At 46.4% G+C, this 19,604-nt stretch carries 14 protein-coding genes; 2 read left to right on the top strand and 12 right to left on the bottom strand.

Going from position 1 to position 19,604, the window contains the following annotated elements; genetic code table 11:
• Window positions 1–15 precede the first annotated feature (15 nt).
• The 4 genes from addA to GC096_RS29200 form a co-directional block, all read right to left on the bottom strand.
• Window positions 16–3,978 (bottom strand): helicase-exonuclease AddAB subunit AddA, encoded by a 3,963-nt coding sequence (gene addA, locus GC096_RS29215; protein WP_171635225.1) that lies wholly within the window; start codon window positions 3,976–3,978, stop codon window positions 16–18.
• 21 nt (window positions 3,979–3,999) lie between these two features.
• The gene (addB, locus tag GC096_RS29210) at window positions 4,000–7,530 is read right to left on the bottom strand and encodes a helicase-exonuclease AddAB subunit AddB (protein ID WP_171635224.1); all 3,531 of its coding nucleotides are present in this window, start codon (window positions 7,528–7,530) and stop codon (window positions 4,000–4,002) included.
• Window positions 7,531–7,947: 417 nt separating this feature from the next.
• Window positions 7,948–9,600 carry a transposase gene (locus GC096_RS29205; protein ID WP_171635223.1) on the bottom strand — a complete coding sequence of 551 codons (1,653 nt, stop codon included), beginning with the start codon at window positions 9,598–9,600 and terminating at the stop codon, window positions 7,948–7,950.
• Window positions 9,601–10,040: 440 nt separating this feature from the next.
• Window positions 10,041–11,414 carry a class I SAM-dependent rRNA methyltransferase gene (locus GC096_RS29200; RefSeq protein WP_171635222.1) on the bottom strand — a complete coding sequence of 458 codons (1,374 nt, stop codon included), beginning with the start codon at window positions 11,412–11,414 and terminating at the stop codon, window positions 10,041–10,043.
• A gap of 119 nt (window positions 11,415–11,533) precedes the next feature.
• Between GC096_RS29200 and GC096_RS29195 the strand changes: the two genes are divergently transcribed.
• Window positions 11,534–12,541, top strand: a complete 1,008-nt coding sequence (locus GC096_RS29195) for a Na/Pi cotransporter family protein (protein WP_171635221.1) — start codon at window positions 11,534–11,536, stop codon at window positions 12,539–12,541.
• Here GC096_RS29195 and deoC read toward each other — a convergent pair.
• The 5 genes from deoC to prmA form a co-directional block, all read right to left on the bottom strand.
• Window positions 12,504–13,184 carry a deoxyribose-phosphate aldolase gene (gene deoC, locus GC096_RS29190; RefSeq protein ID WP_171635220.1) on the bottom strand — a complete coding sequence of 227 codons (681 nt, stop codon included), beginning with the start codon at window positions 13,182–13,184 and terminating at the stop codon, window positions 12,504–12,506. The two genes, GC096_RS29195 and deoC, sit on opposite strands and share 38 nt — an antisense overlap.
• Window positions 13,185–13,316: 132 nt before the next feature.
• On the bottom strand, window positions 13,317–14,651 hold the full coding sequence (mtaB, locus tag GC096_RS29185; protein ID WP_171635219.1) for a tRNA (N(6)-L-threonylcarbamoyladenosine(37)-C(2))-methylthiotransferase MtaB: 1,335 nt from the start codon (window positions 14,649–14,651) through the stop codon (window positions 13,317–13,319).
• Window positions 14,652–14,657: 6 nt separating this feature from the next.
• Window positions 14,658–15,425, bottom strand: a complete 768-nt coding sequence (locus GC096_RS29180) for a 16S rRNA (uracil(1498)-N(3))-methyltransferase (protein WP_171635218.1) — start codon at window positions 15,423–15,425, stop codon at window positions 14,658–14,660.
• Between the two features lie 123 nt (window positions 15,426–15,548).
• Entirely contained in the window at window positions 15,549–16,220 is a 672-nt protein-coding gene (locus GC096_RS29175; protein ID WP_171635217.1) for a site-2 protease family protein, read from the bottom strand.
• 10 nt (window positions 16,221–16,230) lie between these two features.
• Window positions 16,231–17,205, bottom strand: coding sequence for a 50S ribosomal protein L11 methyltransferase (prmA, locus tag GC096_RS29170; protein ID WP_171635216.1), 975 nt, complete (start codon window positions 17,203–17,205; stop codon window positions 16,231–16,233).
• 209 nt (window positions 17,206–17,414) lie between these two features.
• Between prmA and GC096_RS29165 the strand changes: the two genes are divergently transcribed.
• Window positions 17,415–18,221, top strand: coding sequence for a glycerophosphodiester phosphodiesterase (locus GC096_RS29165; protein ID WP_171635215.1), 807 nt, complete (start codon window positions 17,415–17,417; stop codon window positions 18,219–18,221).
• Window positions 18,222–18,302: 81 nt separating this feature from the next.
• Here GC096_RS29165 and GC096_RS29160 read toward each other — a convergent pair whose 3' ends face one another.
• The 3 genes from GC096_RS29160 to GC096_RS29150 all read right to left on the bottom strand — a co-directional run bounded on the left by GC096_RS29160 (window position 18,303) and on the right by GC096_RS29150 (window position 19,601).
• Window positions 18,303–18,578, bottom strand: a complete 276-nt coding sequence (locus GC096_RS29160; RefSeq protein ID WP_171635214.1) for a hypothetical protein — start codon at window positions 18,576–18,578, stop codon at window positions 18,303–18,305.
• Window positions 18,578–18,727: a YfhD family protein gene (locus GC096_RS29155; protein ID WP_171635213.1), complete on the bottom strand. Its 150-nt coding sequence runs from the start codon at window positions 18,725–18,727 to the stop codon at window positions 18,578–18,580. Before GC096_RS29155 ends, GC096_RS29160 begins: the two co-directional genes overlap by 1 nt.
• Before the next feature lie 94 nt (window positions 18,728–18,821).
• Window positions 18,822–19,601 carry a hypothetical protein gene (locus GC096_RS29150; RefSeq protein ID WP_171635212.1) on the bottom strand — a complete coding sequence of 260 codons (780 nt, stop codon included), beginning with the start codon at window positions 19,599–19,601 and terminating at the stop codon, window positions 18,822–18,824.
• Window positions 19,602–19,604: the final 3 nt, after the last annotated feature.

Below are 19,604 nucleotides of genomic sequence, written 5' to 3'. Positions count from 1 at the left end.
TTCCGTTTTCTATTACTACATTTCAACCAACTTCGCTCCGTCAAAAAAATAGAGGTACTTTCCGTGTATCGGACGTTTCCAAATATGTTCCACAGCTCGCGCGTACAAGCTTATTTGCTTCTCATAGCGTAGCTGAAGTTCCGCTTCCGTGCTTCCTCTAACAGCATCCGTTTTATAATCAACGAGAACGAGTCCCAGTTCATCTTCAAATAAACAGTCAATAACCCCTTGAATGAGCACTGTCTCACCAAGTGTAGATGGATCTGTTTCCGAATAAACCTCATCTGCAGGAAGTCCATAACTGAATGGAACCTCACGCTGAACATGATGTGACTGAATCATTCTTTTGCCAACCGACGTCTCAAAAAACTTTAATATGACAGGAATATCTACCACATCGCGCTGGTCCTGCGTCATTGTTTGTTTGTCCAACATCTCCTGGAGCGTCGATTGGATACTTGCCTCTGTAGGCAATTCCGATAGGGACATATTTTGCATAACGGCATGAACAACTGTCCCTTTCTCTGCCGCCGTCAGTTTCTTCTCTTCCATAAATCTCGGTCTACGCCAAATCGAAGGAACTGGTTGACTGGTTACTGTCGCAGGCCCCAGTATTGATGTGATATCCACAGAGTTCGGTGACTCCAACTCATCTGCGATTCGGTTAATATCAGATAATCGTTTCATCTCCGAAACGGTCGTTTTGGCAAAATGTTTAGGCGCGTCTGGAAAATCATATTGCCAGGATAAACGCTCATCTAAAGCATCTTTCCATTTCCCCGATGTAGTGACAACCTCTCGTTGCTGAATGGCCATAAATCGATCCTGATCTGGCTCGAATGCCGAATCTACTAACACATCTAATTGCTGTAAGCTTTCTGGCGTAATGACAGATAGTTTCCATTGCGAGGAATCACGCAGTAAACGTACTTCAGAAGACATATCACTAATGCCAAGTCTATCTCGCCACAAGGCTGCATCCGGATGACGAAGCAATGCCGGTCCTACCCAATCCAGATAGCTCTTCGCTTTAGCCAACTCAAAATCAGGCAAGTACCAAGCCTCTCTTGATAAGTGACGTCCCCATCCGCGCAGAAGTTTATCGAGAGATTTCACAGTACCTAATAGGTACAATTTCTCGCGCGCTCTCGTAAGAGCGACATAAAGAACTCGCATTTCTTCAGCAAGAAGCTCTAGCTTCAGCCTCTTTTTAATGGCAAGTGAAGGTAACGTCGGGTAACTAACACGAAGCGTCGTATCTACAAATCTCGGCCCAAAGCCAAGCTCTTTATGCAATAAAAATGCCTCATTCAAATCGCGTTGATTAAACATTTTCGCCATTCCCGCTACGAATACCACAGGAAATTCCAAACCCTTACTCTTATGAATAGACATAATTCGTACAACGTCTTCCTGTTCCCCCAACGCACGCGCGGTTCCAAGATCGCCTCCGCTTTCTTTCATCCGCTCAATAAATCGTAAAAAGCGGAATAATCCACGCAAGGATGTACTCTCATATTGTCTAGCTCTATCATAGAGCGCCCGTAAATTGGCTTGTCTTTGCATACCGCCAGGCAGACCGCCAGCGAAATCATAATAGCCGGTTTGTCTAAAGATGCTCCAGATCAAGTCAGCAAGTGAGCCCTGCCTCGCGTCATTACGCCATTGTTCTAATTGTTCTAGAAACACGGTCAATTTCATCGACAACTGGTCATTCTCATTCTGGGTATTTTGCCCAGCAGTCCGCAGTACAGACTCATAGAATGCTACAGATTTATCCGCAACTCGAATTTGTGCTAAATCTTCCGCAGTTAACCCCACCATAGGTGATCGCAAAACAGCAGCCAAAGGTACGTCCTGATACGGATTGTCGATAACCTTCAATAAGGAGAGCATCGTCTCGACTTCGGTTGCCGAGAAGTACCCTGTGCTGAGCTCAGCATAAGCAGGTATTCCCTGCTTCTTCAGCTCGTCGATTATAATGGGAGACCATGCTTGGGTTGCTCGGAGTAAAATTACGATATCCCTGTAGGTTACCGGCCGATTGCCGCCAGTTCTTTTATCAAAAACCTGAAAAGCTCCTTGATTCTCAGCACCTAACAAACCCTTGATTTGAAGAGCGATGGTACGTGCCTCCAACTGTGCGGTTTCCAGTTCTTCTGCTTCTATTGCAGGATCCGCAGCATTCTCAGCGCTTTCAGCGTTAAACTCTTCACTATTTTCTTCCGATTCTTCCGTAAACGCATCACTTTTGTCAGCGCCGTCTTTCGCACGGTCAATGATCAGCATCTCCACAGAACAATCGGATAGCGAAGGCGGATATCCCGCTCCATAGACCAGCTCTGCACGCTCATCATAAGCAATTTCACCAACAGTTTCATTCATCATTTGTTTGAAAATAAAGTTAACTGCATCGACGACTTGCAGACGACTTCGGAAATTTCTAGCTAAGTCAATTCTCCCACCGTTCATTTCTCCACCAGATGTTGACTCTTTGTTAGAACGATACGCTTTGTATTTCTCTAAAAACAGACCAGGCTCTGCTAGTCGAAACCGATAAATACTTTGCTTCACATCGCCGACCATAAACCGATTCCCAGGTTTAGCTGTTGAAATCAACTCAACAATGGCTTCTTGGACACGATTCGTATCCTGGTATTCATCCAGAAGCACTTCAGCAAATTGTTTCCGATACGCTTGTGCAGCCTCCGAAGGATATAACTCGCCAGGCATGGACCCAGGTGCACTAAGAATTTGCAAGCAGTAATGCTCCAAATCAGCAAAGTCAATCAGACCCTTCGCTGCTTTAGCCGCTTGGTATCTTGCGCCAAAATCAACGATAAGATCGACAAGGACGTGCAATATAGGAGCCATTATGGCAATTTCTTGATGAAATTGCTCTGGTGTCCGGCCGAACAATTCTTCTTTTAATTTGTTAATTTGATCCTTGGCCTTGTTCCGTAGTTCTTTGACTTCTTCTTGCAGTCCTTTATCATAATCATCGCCTTTGCAGGCTTTGAGCTTGCCGAACTCAACCGTCTGAAAACCAAGATACAAGACGGACCATGGGTATGTCGTTGTTTCCAGCAAATTCTGAACGAGCAACAAATCATCGCGTAAATTATCGATATATGGAGCAGGACCTCCTGGGGATTCTGCGATATGGATGGCTTGTCCTAGCAAGTCCGCTGCTCCCTCAAGTTCAAGGGAAAGATCACGAATAAGACTTTGCTCCCATAGTGAATAATCCACAGGTGCAGATGTCGCGGCAACATAAGGCAAGGCTTCTTCAACAATCGCTTTTGCCTCATCCACGTTCTCTTGGTCAGCTTGATGTGCTCGCGGCCCGAACATAGAAGCTGTTCCTCTTAACCAGTGCTCTGGCCAAGGATGACTGCGAGATACATCGTATAATTTCTGAATGAGCTGCATAATTGCGCTATCGTTGCGCTCACCACTGAAAGAATCCACCAATTGCCAAAAGGCACTGTTCTCAGCACTTGCCGCATAATATTCTTCTAGCATCTCGCCAAGCAGATCTTGACGAAGTAAATCTGCTTCTGTTTCATTCGCAATCCGAAAGCCAGGGTCTAATTGGATAAGACTAAAATAACGTTGTACAACCTCTAAACAAAAGGAGTGAAGCGTAGTAATGGACGCTTTCCCCATGAGTGCTAACTGCTTACGCAAATGTTGGGAATGCGGCTGTTTCATGAGTTCTTTCTCAAGCGCTTCTCGAATACGATGCTTCATTTCGGAAGCTGCAGCCTTCGTAAAGGTAGCAACGAGTAATCGATCTACATCGATTGGCTCCCACTCGTTGGAGATCCGTCGGATGATACGTTCAACGAGTACGGCAGTCTTTCCCGAGCCCGCAGCAGCGGCAACCAACATATTCTGACCCTTGAGGGTTATCGCGTCCCATTGATCATCCGTCCATGTACTACCGATAGGTTTAGGTTCTTGCTGTTGTGTCACCTGATACGCTCCTCTCTACCTTCACGACTGGCCCACCTGCGCAGCCAACTCCGTCCATACTTGATCCTTCGCACGTGGTCGAAAGACTTGGATCTCATTCCCTTCAAATAAGGGATCTATTTGACAAATCGACGTATACGAGCAATGCTGGCAGGCTGATTTTTTCCCTAATCGATAAGGAGCAATATCTACATGCCCGTCTGTAATGTTCGTACCAATTTGTTTTACTTGTTTGCGTACATAGGTCCGCAGCGTATCCCACTGCTCGTCCGTCGCTACTGATGAAGTCGAGTAAAAACTCCCATCTTTCTTTAAAGCAACAGGGATAAGTTGTGAATGCCCCGAGCTATGGATTAGCTCATCATCCATCAATCCAGCTACCTCAGCATCAGCTGTAATCAAACCCTTCATTTTGAAACGTTTGCGCAGCTCTTTCTCGACGGAGGCAGGATCAAGAGCATTCTTTTGTTGGAGCATTGGATTATGCACATGGAAATATAGCACACCTGCTGGCTTCGCTTGGGCACCAAGCCATGTCTCTGCGTGCGTAAGAATAACGTCCAAGTAAGTCAGCATTTGCAAGGATAATCCGTAGTACACTTCGGAAAGCTGCAAAGCTGTTTGACTGGATTTGTAGTCAATCACTCGTAAAAGCACACCGTTCTCTCCATCCGCTCGATCCACACGGTCGATTCGTCCGATAATCTCCATCGTACAACCGTTTTCCAATTCAAAAGTTAGCGATGGTAAATCCTTGCCTGGCCCAAAATCAATCTCCAATCCTAGCGGTTGAAATTGACCATGTTTGGCGTGTTCGCCGAGAATAACTGCTGCCCTACCTACCACTTGCTTCAGTTTCCGGGCTATATATGCGTATCGACTTGAACTAAGTAGAATTTCTCCTTGAAGTCTCGGTGCGAGCTCATCCACAACTTGTGCGGACCTCTCCATACATTGCTCGGCGGAAAGAGAACCCCAATCTAGCTGGTCCTGCTGCAGCTTTTGAACGAACTGATTCAATGCTGCGTGGAACAATTGACCGATATCCGGAGCATCCAAACGATAGACACGACGTTCTTGCAGCCTTAGGCCATGAGATATGAAGTGCGAGAACGGACATGCTACATATTTCTCCATTCGCGAGACGCTGGCACGTAAGTGCTGACCATATAACATTTTGCTCGTAGAGGTGGTAAGCCCCTTCTCTTTGTTCGTATATTGCAACGCCATTACCAGCGATTGTAGTTTCGTCTGCCACACGGGTTGTTCCGCGTACCAATTGTACGCATCCCACCATAGCTCCGATATACGGCCACCGAGCATCCAATGTTTCATACGAACAGCCAAATAAGAGATCGCCTGTGTCGGATGCGACAAATAGGCAGCTTGCTCACTTTCGGGAGCTTCTGCAGAAGGTTCTGCCAGAAGTAGAGGTTCTTCCGTACCTGGAAAAAGCTGTCGCATTTGTCTGATCAGTTCTGAAGGCAACAACGATTTCCCTTCTTCATCTGCTAACGGATAACTCATCCAAAGCCGCTTACCAGGTACAGTCAACGATGTATAGACGATAAATTGCTCATCCAACAACTTTCGGCGGCTTCCATCCGCCATTGGCAACCCCGAATCCATGAGAACACTGCGTTCTGCTTCTGTGAGCACACCTTTTTCAGCCATTTGCGCAGGAATAACCCCATCATTCACGCCTAAAATATACGCATACCGAATCCCGCTTGAGCGAGTTCGATCCATACTTCCGATCAGCAACTGATCCATCGATGGCGGAACTAATCCCAGCTTCATGCTTTCCATCCCTGTTTCAATCAGGCCGTTAAACAGCTCCAAAGAAAGTTCATCATCACCCATGGTTTCCACCAATTGATCCAGCATATCCATGACACTGTTCCACATTTGACCATGCTCGCGAGCCTTCTCTGGCTTACCATCACGTGTTGCTTGCTGTGTCCATGCTTCTAATTTCTCTGGCGCTTGAACGGTGACCAATAACTCATAAACCGCTTCAACCTGAGCTTTGACCGTACGCGCTTGTGAAAGGCGATTGGATAACGCAAGCAATGGACTAACAACCCACGATTTACTCGTATTTAAAGCCTGAAGCTCCGCTGTTTGTTCATTTACCTGATCATCCGCTTGCTCCAAATTGGCACGAAACTTATACGTCCATGGCTTACCATCCGTCCATCTATAACCATGAATCCCGAATGCAAGTACATAATTCTCTAATTTATCTAACTCAGTTCTTTGTGTTGTCGCATCAAGGGGGAGCAGTAAATCCGTTTTGATACAACGGAATACGGCATCGTAATGCCAATTATGCTGAATAACCTCGAGCGCCGAGCGAATGAATTCCACGAGTGGATGATGCAGCACTGAACGCTTCTGATCGAAAAAGTGAGGGATCTCATAATCCGTAAGTACCATGTTTAACAGATCTTGATACCCTTCCATATTCCGCACCATGATCGCCATTTCACGCCAGCGCACACCATGCTCCCGAACTAACTGAAGCATGTCACGCACTGCGCCTTCAACCTCCGCACGACGATGCACTGCTTCCCTAATAACGAGCTGGTCGGCAATCTTCTCTCCTGGAGAAGGCTTATATTTCGGTGCTCCACCACCGATTCGACGATCGAAATTCTGCTCTAAATAAGCAAGTGCTGGACTATCCTCATATCGTGGAGAACGCTCTTGATCGAGATGTATAACTTCAGCTGCATCAAGTCCAAGCTGCCATATCATATCTTGCAAACGTACCATCGTCGTAGCTGTGGGATGAAATAAATCCAATTCATCCGGGGTATCCCCCGCTTGCAGTTCGCGATCCAGACATAACGTAATCGTTACTTGCTTACAAGCAGCAAATAAGGCACCAAGCACCTTGAATTCTTGAGGCGTAAAGCCATGAAATCCATCAATCCAGACTGACGCTGAACGCAAATAAACCGAGTTCGGCACTTGCTCTGCGAGCAGCGTCAAGTAATCTTCGCCGTCCAAATACTGCTTCGCAAGCTCTGCCTCAAATTGGCGATACACCAGTTGAATATCATGCATTTTGTCCCGCAGTAAGCCGTGTTCACCAAGGTTAGTTACGCGTTTATTCTCGTGCGTTTCCAGCTGTTCAGCCGTCACACAATAGCGTTTCATTTCTGTAAAGAGCTGATTTAGTCGATCTACAAAGCCCATTTGCTCAGCAGAATGACCAAAGAGCCGGAGTTTATCCTTGTATTTATGTAAAATGCTAGTTAACAGCAGTTTCTTACCTGTATCATCTATAGGCAGTCGCGCTGTACCGCCTTCTTCTTGCATAACACGCCATGCTAATCGGTGAAAACTTAACACTTGCGCGCGGATCATTCCGCGAATACTTGGATCCGATACCAGTGCATGCTCAGCTTGAAATGTAGCTTGTTCAGGAACAAGCAAAATCAACGGATCACCTTCAGGCGCCGATGCCAGCTGCTCTTTCATTTCCGTTAGACAGCGTTCACTCTTGCCGCTTCCGGCTCTACCAATCACGAATCGAATGGACATTCAAGGCCTCCTAACACTTTCCGTCGGAAAGCTTGCTTCGTAAGCAATTCTCGTATTCAATCTCTCTATTCTATCATATTTCTAGTGATGAGTCGGCGTGGTAGATGATGGAGGGGAATTTAAGGGGTTTAATCGGTGATCAATATGCGAACGTATATTCTATTAGTATAGCATGGAACGCAAAAAACGAAAAGGAATACTCTATGAAACTACTTTGTAATTCGATCATTATAACACTACATTACGGAACTACTTCACTCCTGATCACATTAGCGCTTCGTCGGGAGTAGCTTTAGTCCGATTTATGAGACTGTCGATTAATTTTAGCCAGTAGTACTTATTTACTCTACTAAGAATATTGTTAAGGTAATTTGCGGTCTATAGTACCGTAATAAAGCTTTCTCTTTACCTTATTTGCTACATGACTTGCGAAACGGGCATACGGGAACTAGGGAGACGTTTTCTTACGAATCCCAGCACGAGCGGTTTTTCTTGTTTAACAAACTGTTTGAGATTAACGACCATGCTCACGAGTTTCACATACGTGCGGCGTTTCTCTCTTGAGTATACGCGGGCGTGTCCGAGGCCGTTATGGTTTTTCATCTCGTTATTCTTGCGTTCAACTGCATTTCGCATAATAAACAACCTTACGGCCTCATCTGTCTCATTGAATGCTTTGGCTCTCTGGAACTCTTCGTAGTAGTCACTAATGAAGACGGTTCGGCCAGAGGCACTCTCTGTGCATTGTTCACGTAACGGACAAGCGTTGCAAGTTAATTTAGGAAATTTATACTGTTTCCCTTCAATCTTACGATTATCTACAGCATTGCTCGTCATCACTTCAGCAGGGCAGGTTACGGTTTTGGCCTCATGGTCATAAACAAATAAGTCGTTTGAATACAAGCCGGTAGGGTTGGAGTTTACTGTTTTGAGTGGTGCAACCAAAGTGATATCGTCCGTAGTGAAGGCTTGGCGATGACATCCATATCCGTAGGCGGAATCCGCTACAACCGCTTCAGGGTTAACATGATGCCTTTCTCGTATTGTGTTCACAAGCTCTTGCAGTTGTTCTCCGTCCGGCTCATTACAAGCAATAGGCTCTGCAAGCAGCACTATGTTGTGAGTCGCCGACGTAACCACTTGAATTTTGTCCCCGACAAACATTTTCGCCCTTTTCTTGGCCACACGCGCATCCGGATCGACGCAACTAAGTAGCCGATCTGCCGGACGTTCTTTGCGAGGGCGTTTCTTGTAGGTGCCATCTGGATCATCCGGATAACCTGGCTCTGTATTCTCGGAAAGGATACGAAACAGAATCCCTTGTCTTTCCAGCGAAACAAGCTGTCGTTCACGATTGTTCCACGACCAGAACATGGAGCGAATGGTTTCTTTCTCAAACCAATATAGTAGCCCATAAGCAAGGACAACCAACTTGCTGAACGAGACGGCGCTTTCTTCTGGCGTAGGATTGACTGGTACTTTATCGGTCAATACCCGCAGGTCCAATTCAATTCCAAGCTGCCGATACAGCATGCTGTGGGCACGTTTGAGGTGATTGATTACCCGAAGAACGGCTTGCTTGATGAGACGATAAGCCGACAGCCGCGCCACATGTCCGTCCGTATGAAACGAGTCGACTAGCCATATATCCTTATTCTGTCCCCACAAACCTATTTGTTTGGCTTGAGCAAGAATATGGTGATGACAAGTGTCAAAAAGAACAGACCCCATCCGTTCGCGGTCGAGGCCAATGGTGCTGTGGTCGAATCCGATGAAGCTTACCGGCAGACCCAGAAACCGCTTAATGAACAAATCTCCGATAACGCGCTCTTCCATTTCGCGGTCGGAGAGATTGTAATAGCGTTGTACGATATGGAGTTTTAACTTTAACGAAGGGGCGTAAGGCTTTGGTCCACGAGTAGAATAGAGCGGAGCACAGATTTCATCCGCAAAACTGAAGTCGAGCAGTTCAGCCGCTCGGCTCCAGATAGGATGAGCTGGTAATACCGAATAGACTTCCAAGTCGGCGAATGATATTTGCTCCAACTGCTTGTAACGAATCTGTTTCAAAAACAACGCCCCCTCTCACAACTATTTATATTATACCATGTATGAGGGAGTATTAGAGAGAAAACAGAAGTAAACACGTTATTTTATTGGGATTTTGGAGAGATGAAATTCGAGAATTAATCGACAGTCTCTTTATCCGAATTAATACAAGATTTACTTGTAATAACAGTCCAGTAGTCCGATTCTGCCGAACTATTTACCATTTTTCCCCATGTGACAGTTATTTGAGTCGATTTAGTTAGGCTTTTTAGGACTATTTTAGAATTTTTGAAACAGACAGTGGGAATAATTCGGCATTTTCGGACTAATAGATGCCAGAAGAGTAATCTGAACTTATTCTAGTAGAAAAATCGGACACTTGTGAGACAATTCGACTATGAATCCTCTGCCTACGCAACAAAAAAGCAAAGCCAGATTAACCGACTTTGCTTACTTCACCTTTATTTGCTGCGCACTTCAAAAATCGCAAACTTCAAATAATGTCCTTCATCCACGCCTAGAATACGCGGGTGATCCATCCCTGCGCCACGGAACTCAATTAAGCGTAGAAGCTTGCCTGCATCCGTTGCCGCTGCATGAATCGTTTCAAGGAATAACTCTGGATGCATGTGGTACGAACAGCTTGCTGTGACGAGATAGCCCCCTTCATTCACAAGCTTCATCCCGTGCAAATTGATGTCCTTATAGCCGCGGCAAGCCCCTTCTACCGCACTTTTGGTCTTAGCGAAGGCCGGTGGATCTAGAATAACTACGTCCCAAGTGCGCCCACCTGAACCTACAGGCTTCGAGGTGTCTATTTTGACCTGTCCTGCTGCACCAGCCACAGAGCGAAGCTTGCGCTCATCCAAGCCCTTCACCTGCGTACGCAAGTACTCAAATGCATCCGCGACGACGAATTCGACGCGATCCTCGAAGCCATTCAACGCAACGTTCGTACGCGCACTTTCAATCGCATGCTCGGAGATATCGAGGCACGTTACTTTTTTTGCTCCAAATTGACAAGCATTAAGTGTGAAGCTTCCTGTATGAGAGAAACATTCCAACACCGAAGCGCCGTCCCACAGAGGAAACGTAACTACTTTGCCATTCGCGTTTACTGGGAGCATTTGCGTTACACCATTCTCTTCGACTTCCGTCAAATTGATGCCGCTGCGGTGACCCCAGCCAGTCATCAAAGGAGCGATCGCCGCTCGATTCTCACGTTGGTCGAAGAAGTAACCTGTCTTCTGTCCTTCCTCAATATCAACGCGAATGCGAAGGCCATTTTCTAAAATATCAACATGCTTCGCACAATCGCCATACAAAAGTCCCTTTGTCTGTTTCAGACCTTCCAGTTCACGAATGGAAACGTCACTTCGTTCGTAGATCCCTACTGGCTTCATAACTTGTACCAGCGCTTCCACGATATGGTCTCGGCACAGGTCCATTCCCAAAGTCAAAAGTTGAACAACCAATGTGTTCTCGAATTTATCAACAATAAGTCCTGGTAGGAAATCAGCTTCCCCATATACCAGACGATACGACTGCGCTCCTTTCACAAAGCGCTGGCGATGTAGGAAACAACGTGTGAATCTTTCGACGAAAAACTCCTTCGTCATCGCCTCAATCGGGCTATACGATACAATACGTACCGTAAGCTGTGAAGCTTCGTTGTAATAACCGGTTGCCAGATATTTGCCTAGGTGATTCTGAACGGATACGAGCTGTCCAGGCACAATGTCCCCATCCGTACGCTCAATTTCACTCTTATACACCCACGGATGTCCTTGCTCCAATCGGGGTTTGCGTTTCTTATGTAAAAATACTGCTGCCATTATTTTAGCCGTCCTTTGCGTGAAACCGTTCACCTATACCATCTGGCTTGTCATGCTTGTCTTTACGGTCACATATATTGGTTGAAAACGTCGTACGCTCACGAAAAGGAGAACTTCTCATGATTCATGCTATTATCTTGCCTGTTGCTACAGGCTTTATCTTGTTTCTGTTCGGAATGAAGCTAATGGAAACCTCGCTTCAGACCTGGGCTGGCCCCCGCCTCCAGCTGTGGCTGGAGCGGTTTACCCGAACACCGGTGCGCGGTCTTCTCACCGGCACCGTGCTCACTGCGGCGCTGCAGAGCAGCACCGCCATCACAGTCATCGCCATCGGCCTCGTCGGCGCTGGCGTCCTGTCCTTCCCGAGAACACTAGGCGTGATTCTCGGAACGAACATCGGCACGTGCCTCACCACTGAGCTGATCGGGCTCAGCTTGGGTGGCATCGGTGTGCCGATCCTAATCGCCAGCGCCAGCGTTTGGCTGGCGAGCTGGCTGGCAGGGCCCTTGCCGCCTGCAGCGCAAGGGCTTGGCCTAGATCAGACCGCCGCTGGGCACGGCGGCCGCCAATGGCTGCGCAGCGTCCGCTACGGCTCGCTGGCGGTGGCTGGCTTCTCTCTCGTGCTGCTCGGCATCGAGATCATGCAAACCATCGGGCCTGCGCTGCAGTCCCGCGGTCTATTCGCCTGGTTCGTGCACCAGGCGCAAACGAGCCTGCTCTGGGGCATCCTCGCAGGCGCAGCGGTGACTGCGCTCGTGCACAGCAGCGCAGCCGTCATAGCGATGGCGATGAGTCTCGCCGCCACAGGGGCTATCCCCGTCGAGCTCGGGGTTGCCATTACCATCGGTGCCAACGTTGGCACCTGTGTCACTGCCGTGATCGCTGGCATGAGCAGCTCACGCGCCGGGCGTTATGTCGCCTGGTCGCATGTGCTGCTGAATGTGGGAGGCGCGATCCTCTTTTATCCTTTTATTCATGTGCTCGTTAGTCTTTCAGGACTACTTGCTGATGACGCCGCTTCACAGATTGCCCGTTCCCAAACCATTTTCAACATCGTAGGCTCCCTAGTTGCGCTGCCTCTCTGCTATCTTAGTATGTGGAAGCGCCTTGAGTTCCGTTCACAATAGCTACACCGGAGCTAGTCCCTAATCTCGTTGCTCCTGCTTCAATCATCGCAATCGCTGTCTCTACATCGCGAACACCACCAGAAGCTTTAACGCCAATCGTACTGGATACATGTTGACGCATTAAGCGAACATCTTCTACCGTAGCTCCACCAGGTCCAAAACCAGTCGATGTTTTCACGAAATGAGCCCCAGCTTCTTCCGAAAGTCGACAAGCTGTTGCTTTCTGCTCATCATTCAGGAAACCTGTTTCCATGATCACTTTAACGATAGCTTTACCTTTTACCGCATCCACGACTTGCTTGATATCGGAACGAACCGCATCCAGTTGTCCTTCCAAAAGCAATCCAATTGGCAAGACGGTATCGATTTCAGCAGCGCCATTTTCCACAGCTTTTGCCGCTTCGAACGCTTTAACCTCACTTAAGCTCGCGCCAAGTGGGAAGCCAACTACCGCTGCAACCTTAACGCCAGTCCCTTCCAAAGCTTTGGCAGCTGTTGCCACAAACTGAGAATTCACACACACACTGAAAAATTGATGCTGCGCAGCTTCCTCACACAATTTGTGAATTGCCGCTGTGCTTGCATCTGCTTTTAATAACGTATGGTCAATATAACTAGCAATTTCTTTCGCGTTCAATGTCATTATGAAGCACCTCATCTGATTTAGTCATTTCATCCTTATCCCTAAGCTCCCGTGTAATCGAGAAAACCTCTATCGCAGTCATTCAAAAGGAACGACCACGCGTAGAGGTGGGTAATTGCCTTGCAACTTCACTTACAAATTCACTACGCCTTCAAGAATGCGTACGAGTTGACCCTTGCTTTCATTGACACCGGCTTCCGTAACCTTCACACGGCATACTTGACCGATCATATCTTCCGATCCATCAAAAACTAACTGCACATAGTTATCGGAATAACCACTATACAATCCGCTATCTGGAGCGCCTTTGTAGGTGCGTTCAGGAATGACTTCCAACACTTGCCCAACAAATTTCTGCGCGTAGGCTAATTGCATTTTCTCAGATAGATCAATGAGTTCGTGAACACGCGCATTTTTGATTTCTTCATCCACTTGATCCTCCATCCGTGCAGCAGGTGTACCTGTCCGCTTGGAGTAAGGGAAAACGTGCATTTCGGAGAACTTCATTTGCTCCATAAACTTGTAACCGTCACGGAACATCTCTTCTGTTTCACCTGGGAAACCAACAATAACATCCGTCGTGATGGCGACGTCTGGCATAATTTCGTGCAGACGCTCAATTTTACGAGCGAACTCAGCAGTCGTATATTTCCGACGCATACGCGCAAGCACTTGATCATCCCCCGCTTGCAATGGGATATGCAGATGACGGCACATTTTGTCCGAGGATTTCAGAACGTCAATCACTTCATCTGTAATTTGGCTAGCTTCAATCGAAGAAATCCGAATGCGCTTCAAGCCTTCCACTTTATCCAAATCCTTCAGAAGCTTCGCCAAGCTGTAGTCTTCAATATCTTCGCCATAGCCCCCAGTATGAATACCTGTGAGTACGATTTCTTGATAGCCTGCTGCAACCAGTTGCTCCGCTTGGGCAATTACGCTTTGCGGTTCCCGACTGCGCATGAGTCCACGTGACCATGGAATAATGCAGAAGGTACAGAAATTGTTGCAGCCTTCCTGAATTTTCAGAAAAGCCCTTGTACGATCAGCAAAATCAGGCACGTCCAATTCTTCGAAAGTGCGTGTTTTCATGATGTTGCGAACAGCGTTAATCGGTTGACGATCCGACTCAAATTGCTTCACAAGCGGAATGATTCTCTCACGATCCTGCGTCCCGATCACCATGTCCACACCTGGAATCGCCATAATTTCAGCTGGTGACGTCTGCGCATAACAGCCTGTTACAGCAACGATTGCTTCTGGATTACGACGAATCGCACGACGAATCATTTGGCGACTTTTCTTATCCCCCGTGTTCGTTACTGTACATGTGTTAATTACGTAGACATCCGCAGTATTTTCGAAATCGACTTGATCATAGCCCTCATTTTTGAAAAGCTGCCAAATTGCTTCTGTATCATAAAAGTTTACTTTACATCCTAGTGTATGAAACGCTACCGTTGCCATTTTCGCTTATCCTCCCATTTCTCCGGTTTCATAGAACAGACACGTAAGGCCGACCATTGCAGCCGTCTCCGTCCGTAAAATACGATTCCCCAGCGAAACCGAGCGAAAGCCAGCTTCTTCAGCTTGCTTAATTTCTTGCTCTGTGAATCCACCCTCGGGGCCTACCGCAATCAACACTTGCTTACCTGGTGCAATTTGCCCTGCTGATATCGCGGACTGAATCGCAGGTTTCAGTTGTTGACCATCTTCTTTCTCATAACAAATCCAAGCGACATCCGCTTCCTTCGCCCGTTGTAACAGTTGCTTCCATGCGTAGACGGATTCAATCTGCGGCACACGGTTGCGATGGGCTTGCTCTGCCGCTTCTTTCGCGATTTTCTGCCAGCGCTCCGTGCGCTTAGCTTCTTTCTTCGCATCGTACTGTACAATGGTTCGTTCCGATAAAAAAGGAAGAAACCGGGCTGCCCCGATCTCGGTCCCTTTTTGAATAATAAGCTCCATCTTATCGCCTTTGGGTAAGCTCTGTGCAATCCATACGTCAACTGACGCTTCCGCATCCATCGCGAGCTCTTCCACGATTTCCGCGGTAACAGCTCCCTTATCCAGATGAGTGATCCGAACGAGCACCTCACGATCCACGCCATTGCTGCAGATCACTTGATCTCCTACTTCTGCTCGCATGACGCGACCTAGATGATGAGCGTCGTCACCCTCAATGGTGACTGTTTGTGTAGAAGGATGGAACTGCTGGGGCGGAAGAAAATAACGTTGCATAGTCAAAGCCTCTCTATCTTCGTTCATGTGAACTTCATTTGAACAGCTTGTGGTAGGTAGAACTTCCACACACCATCATACCTCGTTTGAGTCCGAAAATCCATATAGAACTATCTGGTGAGGTTACATGCCCAATATGGAAGTAATCACAATCGCAAATTGGTTAATAATGTCATCACCTAAACGTAGGTATGGATCTAATGTAACTCGACGCAATGGGCCAATAAATACAACTAAGAGGAAAATGACTGATGCCCATTGTTCAAATTTTTGAAGTGCCTCCGTATACCTGAGGTTTACCAAATCTTGAATAATTCGATAACCGTCAAGCGGTGGAATTGGAATTAAATTGAACATAAATAGTGTTATATTAATCTTCAACATCAGCTGCAAGAACAGAACAATCGCATCTGCGCTTCCCTTGGACATCCCATCTAGCCACCCATATTTCTGGAATAGCGCAAAAATAAATAAAGTAATAAAGGCCAAAACTAAGTTGCTAATCGGCCCAGCCGCAGTCACTATAATCCCAAACAAGCGGGGACGCTTGAAATTCCCACGGTTTACAGGCACCGGTTTTGCCCAACCAAAACCAGCAATTAATAGCATAATCGTCCCAAAAAGGTCCAAATGGACCATCGGATTCAACGAAACCCGACCAAATTTATAAGCCGTATCATCTCCTAATTTATAGGCGCTATACGCATGCGCCCATTCATGAATCGTAAACGAAAGCACAAGTACCAATATCACAAACGGCAACGTGCTCCAATCGTAAAATAATAAGCCTCCCATGAGCCAACACCTACAGCTTTCTAGCTACGATCACAACCCAATTCGAATCATAGTTTTTCTCTACGATCGTGAATTTAGCTGCAACCAGTGCTTTTTCTACATCCGCTTCTTTGTTCGTTATGATCCCTGAAGTTATGTAATATCCGCCTTGCTGCAACACCTCGTACACATCATCAACGAACATGACAATAACCTCAGCCAAAATATTCGCAACAACGAGCTGAACAGGAATGGAAACACCTAATCCTGCATCCCCTTCGGACTCGTTTTCTTTAAGTACGCCAAGAAGATCACTAAGTTTCACAGTAATTTGTTCTTCGAGTTGATTTTGCTTCGTATTATCCAACGCACTTGTAACCGCTACGGGATCCAAATCCACTGCAAGTACATGCTTCGCACCAAGCTTAGCAGCTGCAATGGAAAGAATTCCTGAGCCAGTTCCCACATCGATCACATCGTCACCTGGCTGAAGTACCTTCTCCAACGTTTTCAAACAAAGTGACGTTGTGGCATGTGTACCTGTCCCGAACGCCATACCCGGGTCGAGTTCCAAGATTAATTCACCTGGAGAAGCCGTGTATTCTTCCCATGTAGGTTTAATCGTCAAGCGATCGGATACGCGAATCGGTTTAAAATATGTTTTCCATGCATGCGCCCAGTCTTCATCATCGACTTCAACAACCTCAAACGTCGGATTCCCCGTATCAATATCAAAATCCGCCAATTGTTCCACAGACGCCTTCAAATTTGCCAAAACGGGCTCCATGTCGGTGCCATGGTAGAAGTAACCTTTGATTACAGCTCTACCTTCCGGGATATCGTTAAATGGCGTTTCGTATAATTGACCAAACGACGTATCTCTCTCTTTATTTAAGGTACCGGATTCTTCAATGGAAACACCTCCGGCTCCCAATTCATGAACAAAGTTAGTTATCATTTCAATCGCTTCTTCTGTCGTATATACAGTTAATTCTTGCCAAAGCATCGGTATTGCTCCTCCTGTCGGTTATTCCCTATGTAAAATGAACCCATTAGGTCTATTTTCACAAAGAACATTGTACTACACTTCGCTTCTGGGGTAAAATGGAGTCATTCATGTAAGCGCTTTTTTATTTTTCTTAACACAGATCTAACACTTAGGTGCTACATTGAAATAGTCATCATTATTATGTATCGTAAGAACGGAGACATCTTATGCGCAAAACACTTATGGTTCTTCCAATTTTCCTTGCAATGGCACTTATTGCGCCACTGACTACCAAAACCATGATGGCTGATAATTACAGTCAGGTTACAGCTCATCGCGGAAGTTCAGGGACTACTCCTGAGAATACACTAGCTGCGTTTCAACAAGCCATCACCAATCACGCAGGATATGCGGAGTTAGATGTGCAAGAAACGGCTGATGGTGTCGTCATGCTAATGCATGACAATAGTGCATATAGGACGACTGGCATTAACAAAAACATGTGGGAGGTCACCTCAACTGAACTCAAACAAGCAAGTGCAGGAAATTGGTATCATAAGGATTTTAAAGATGAGCATGTCCCCACGCTGGATGAAGTTATTTCACTCGCCAAAGGTCATTTGAAGCTAAATATCGAGTTGAAAAATAATGGCCATGTAGTGGAGCTTGCACAAAAAACAGTGGACATTATCCAATCGCATGATTTTGTAAAAGAATGCACGGTGACCTCTTTCGATACGGAGCTTTTGCATAGGGTGAAAACGCTTAACTCCTCCATTAAGACTGGTCTCATCGTTGGCCAAAACACAGATGGTCTCGAACAACTAATGAAAAGCTCTGATTATGAAGTCATTTCTGCGGCCTATCCCCTTGTGAATGAATCTTTCATGAGGCTAGCCGAGAATAACCATAAAGAAGTTTATGTTTGGACGGTTAATGATACACGGATGATGAGACGGATGTTGGCGCTTGGTGTGTCCAGCATTATTACGAACTATCCGGATAAACTCGTCAACTTGATGAGTGTTGAATAATTACCCACTACTTTCACAGTTAAAAAGCACCTGTCCTGTCGACCCCGAAACTTGAGGTCCAACGGAACAGGTGCTTATTGTTTAAACCGATCCGCCAGCTGTTTCAATTACGCGGATCGCTTGTTCATAACACTTCTCGTCAATGACTGCAGCCAATACAATATCAAGTCCCACCGCATCGACCTCATGATCTTGACTAATCATGCTGTCCGCCATGGACATCTCAATTCCACTGCCGATATCATTCGTAAAACGATCAACCTGTACATCCACTGCACGCAAGGCTTTTAATTTGGAAGCAACACCTTCCGCTTGTTCCGGTGAATGAAAATAGGCAAGAATCCCTCTTTCCGCCATTACTGATCTTCCTGACGATCATCCGCCGCTTGCGCGCGCTCAGCAGCTTCGAAGTCATCTCTATCTGCTACTTCCGCTGAAAATTCAACATCCTCTTCTTTAGCAACTGGCAGATCGCTTTGTCCTTGATTGTTATTCTTCTGATTCATGTACGCATACCTCCAATTATTCCTAATTTCTTTTCATGATAGCCCCATATATCATTTGCGAACGAATATTGTTTTATGCAAGACCAGATCACGTTTACTCCTTTATTTTCTCAAAAGAAGCATCATATAGGCGAAACATCGTTTTGTAACCCGATTCATCAAGTTTAATGCCTACGTCAAGCCTCCCTGTAAGTTGCAACGGACCGGAAGTATACCTTAGTTTCACTGAATCAGGCACGTATACAATCATGATCTTATTCCAGTACGTTTCATCGCCATTATCAAATGGACACTCGGCACCAGGCTTAGGAATCAGTAAAAACCAATGTTTATCGAAGGACAGTACTTCCCCCATAAACCCTTTGATCTGGACGGTTTTCCCATTCAAATCCCAAAACTTATTAGAAGGTGTATCTTGCTTATCCGAATCGAAAAATTCATCCCATTTGAGCTCATTCGACAGTTGCTGTTGTTTCGCTGGAGGCGTTGTAACAGGTTCAGGAGGCTTAGTTGTTGCCTCTGCAGCTATGGGCTTACCACTCTCGATCTGTGCCTGTGGGGAAGCCGTTGGAGGCACGGACGGAACCGCATTGGGCGATACAGATTCTGCAGCTTTTTGAACAGCAGCGCTTGGGCTCGGATTCACAATAGGCGTTGCAAATGGTGTTGCAGCAGGTGTTTCGCTTGGCCTTCCTGAAGGTGTCTCCTTGGGGGAGACAGAGTCGTTTGGTATCGAAGAGGCAACAGCCTCCACATTCGACACGATACTTCCGAAGGATTGCCCTGTAAGCCCAGCTTCCTTTTGACCACAGCCCGAAAGGATAACGAACAAGGCGAACAAACTCAGCCCAGTGATTCTATGTCTATTTTTCATCCT

Origin of the sequence: Paenibacillus plantarum (assembly GCF_013141695.1) — a bacterium.
Lineage (GTDB): Bacteria > Bacillota > Bacilli > Paenibacillales > NBRC-103111 > Paenibacillus_E > Paenibacillus_E plantarum.
The sequence above is the reverse complement of the archived record's forward strand: the minus strand, read 5'-3'. Positions and strand labels throughout refer to the sequence as shown.

Excerpts from the sequence above, each read along its gene's own strand:
- GC096_RS29160 (WP_171635214.1), bottom strand. The coding sequence starts at position 18,578 with ATGGCGGAAAGAGGGATTCTTGCCTATTTTCATTCACCGGAACAAGCG.
- GC096_RS29175 (WP_171635217.1), bottom strand. The coding sequence starts at position 16,220 with ATGGGAGGCTTATTATTTTACGATTGGAGCACGTTGCCGTTTGTGATA.
- GC096_RS29150 (WP_171635212.1), bottom strand. The coding sequence starts at position 19,601 with ATGAAAAATAGACATAGAATCACTGGGCTGAGTTTGTTCGCCTTGTTC.
- deoC (WP_171635220.1), bottom strand. The coding sequence starts at position 13,184 with ATGACATTGAACGCGAAAGAAATTGCTAGTTATATTGACCATACGTTA.
- GC096_RS29180 (WP_171635218.1), bottom strand. The coding sequence starts at position 15,425 with ATGCAACGTTATTTTCTTCCGCCCCAGCAGTTCCATCCTTCTACACAA.
- GC096_RS29200 (WP_171635222.1), bottom strand. The coding sequence starts at position 11,414 with ATGGCAGCAGTATTTTTACATAAGAAACGCAAACCCCGATTGGAGCAA.
- GC096_RS29155 (WP_171635213.1), bottom strand. The coding sequence starts at position 18,727 with ATGAATCAGAAGAATAACAATCAAGGACAAAGCGATCTGCCAGTTGCT.
- GC096_RS29195 (WP_171635221.1), top strand. The coding sequence starts at position 11,534 with ATGATTCATGCTATTATCTTGCCTGTTGCTACAGGCTTTATCTTGTTT.
- mtaB (WP_171635219.1), bottom strand. The coding sequence starts at position 14,651 with ATGGCAACGGTAGCGTTTCATACACTAGGATGTAAAGTAAACTTTTAT.
- GC096_RS29165 (WP_171635215.1), top strand. The coding sequence starts at position 17,415 with ATGCGCAAAACACTTATGGTTCTTCCAATTTTCCTTGCAATGGCACTT.
- prmA (WP_171635216.1), bottom strand. The coding sequence starts at position 17,205 with ATGCTTTGGCAAGAATTAACTGTATATACGACAGAAGAAGCGATTGAA.
- addB (WP_171635224.1), bottom strand. The coding sequence starts at position 7,530 with ATGTCCATTCGATTCGTGATTGGTAGAGCCGGAAGCGGCAAGAGTGAA.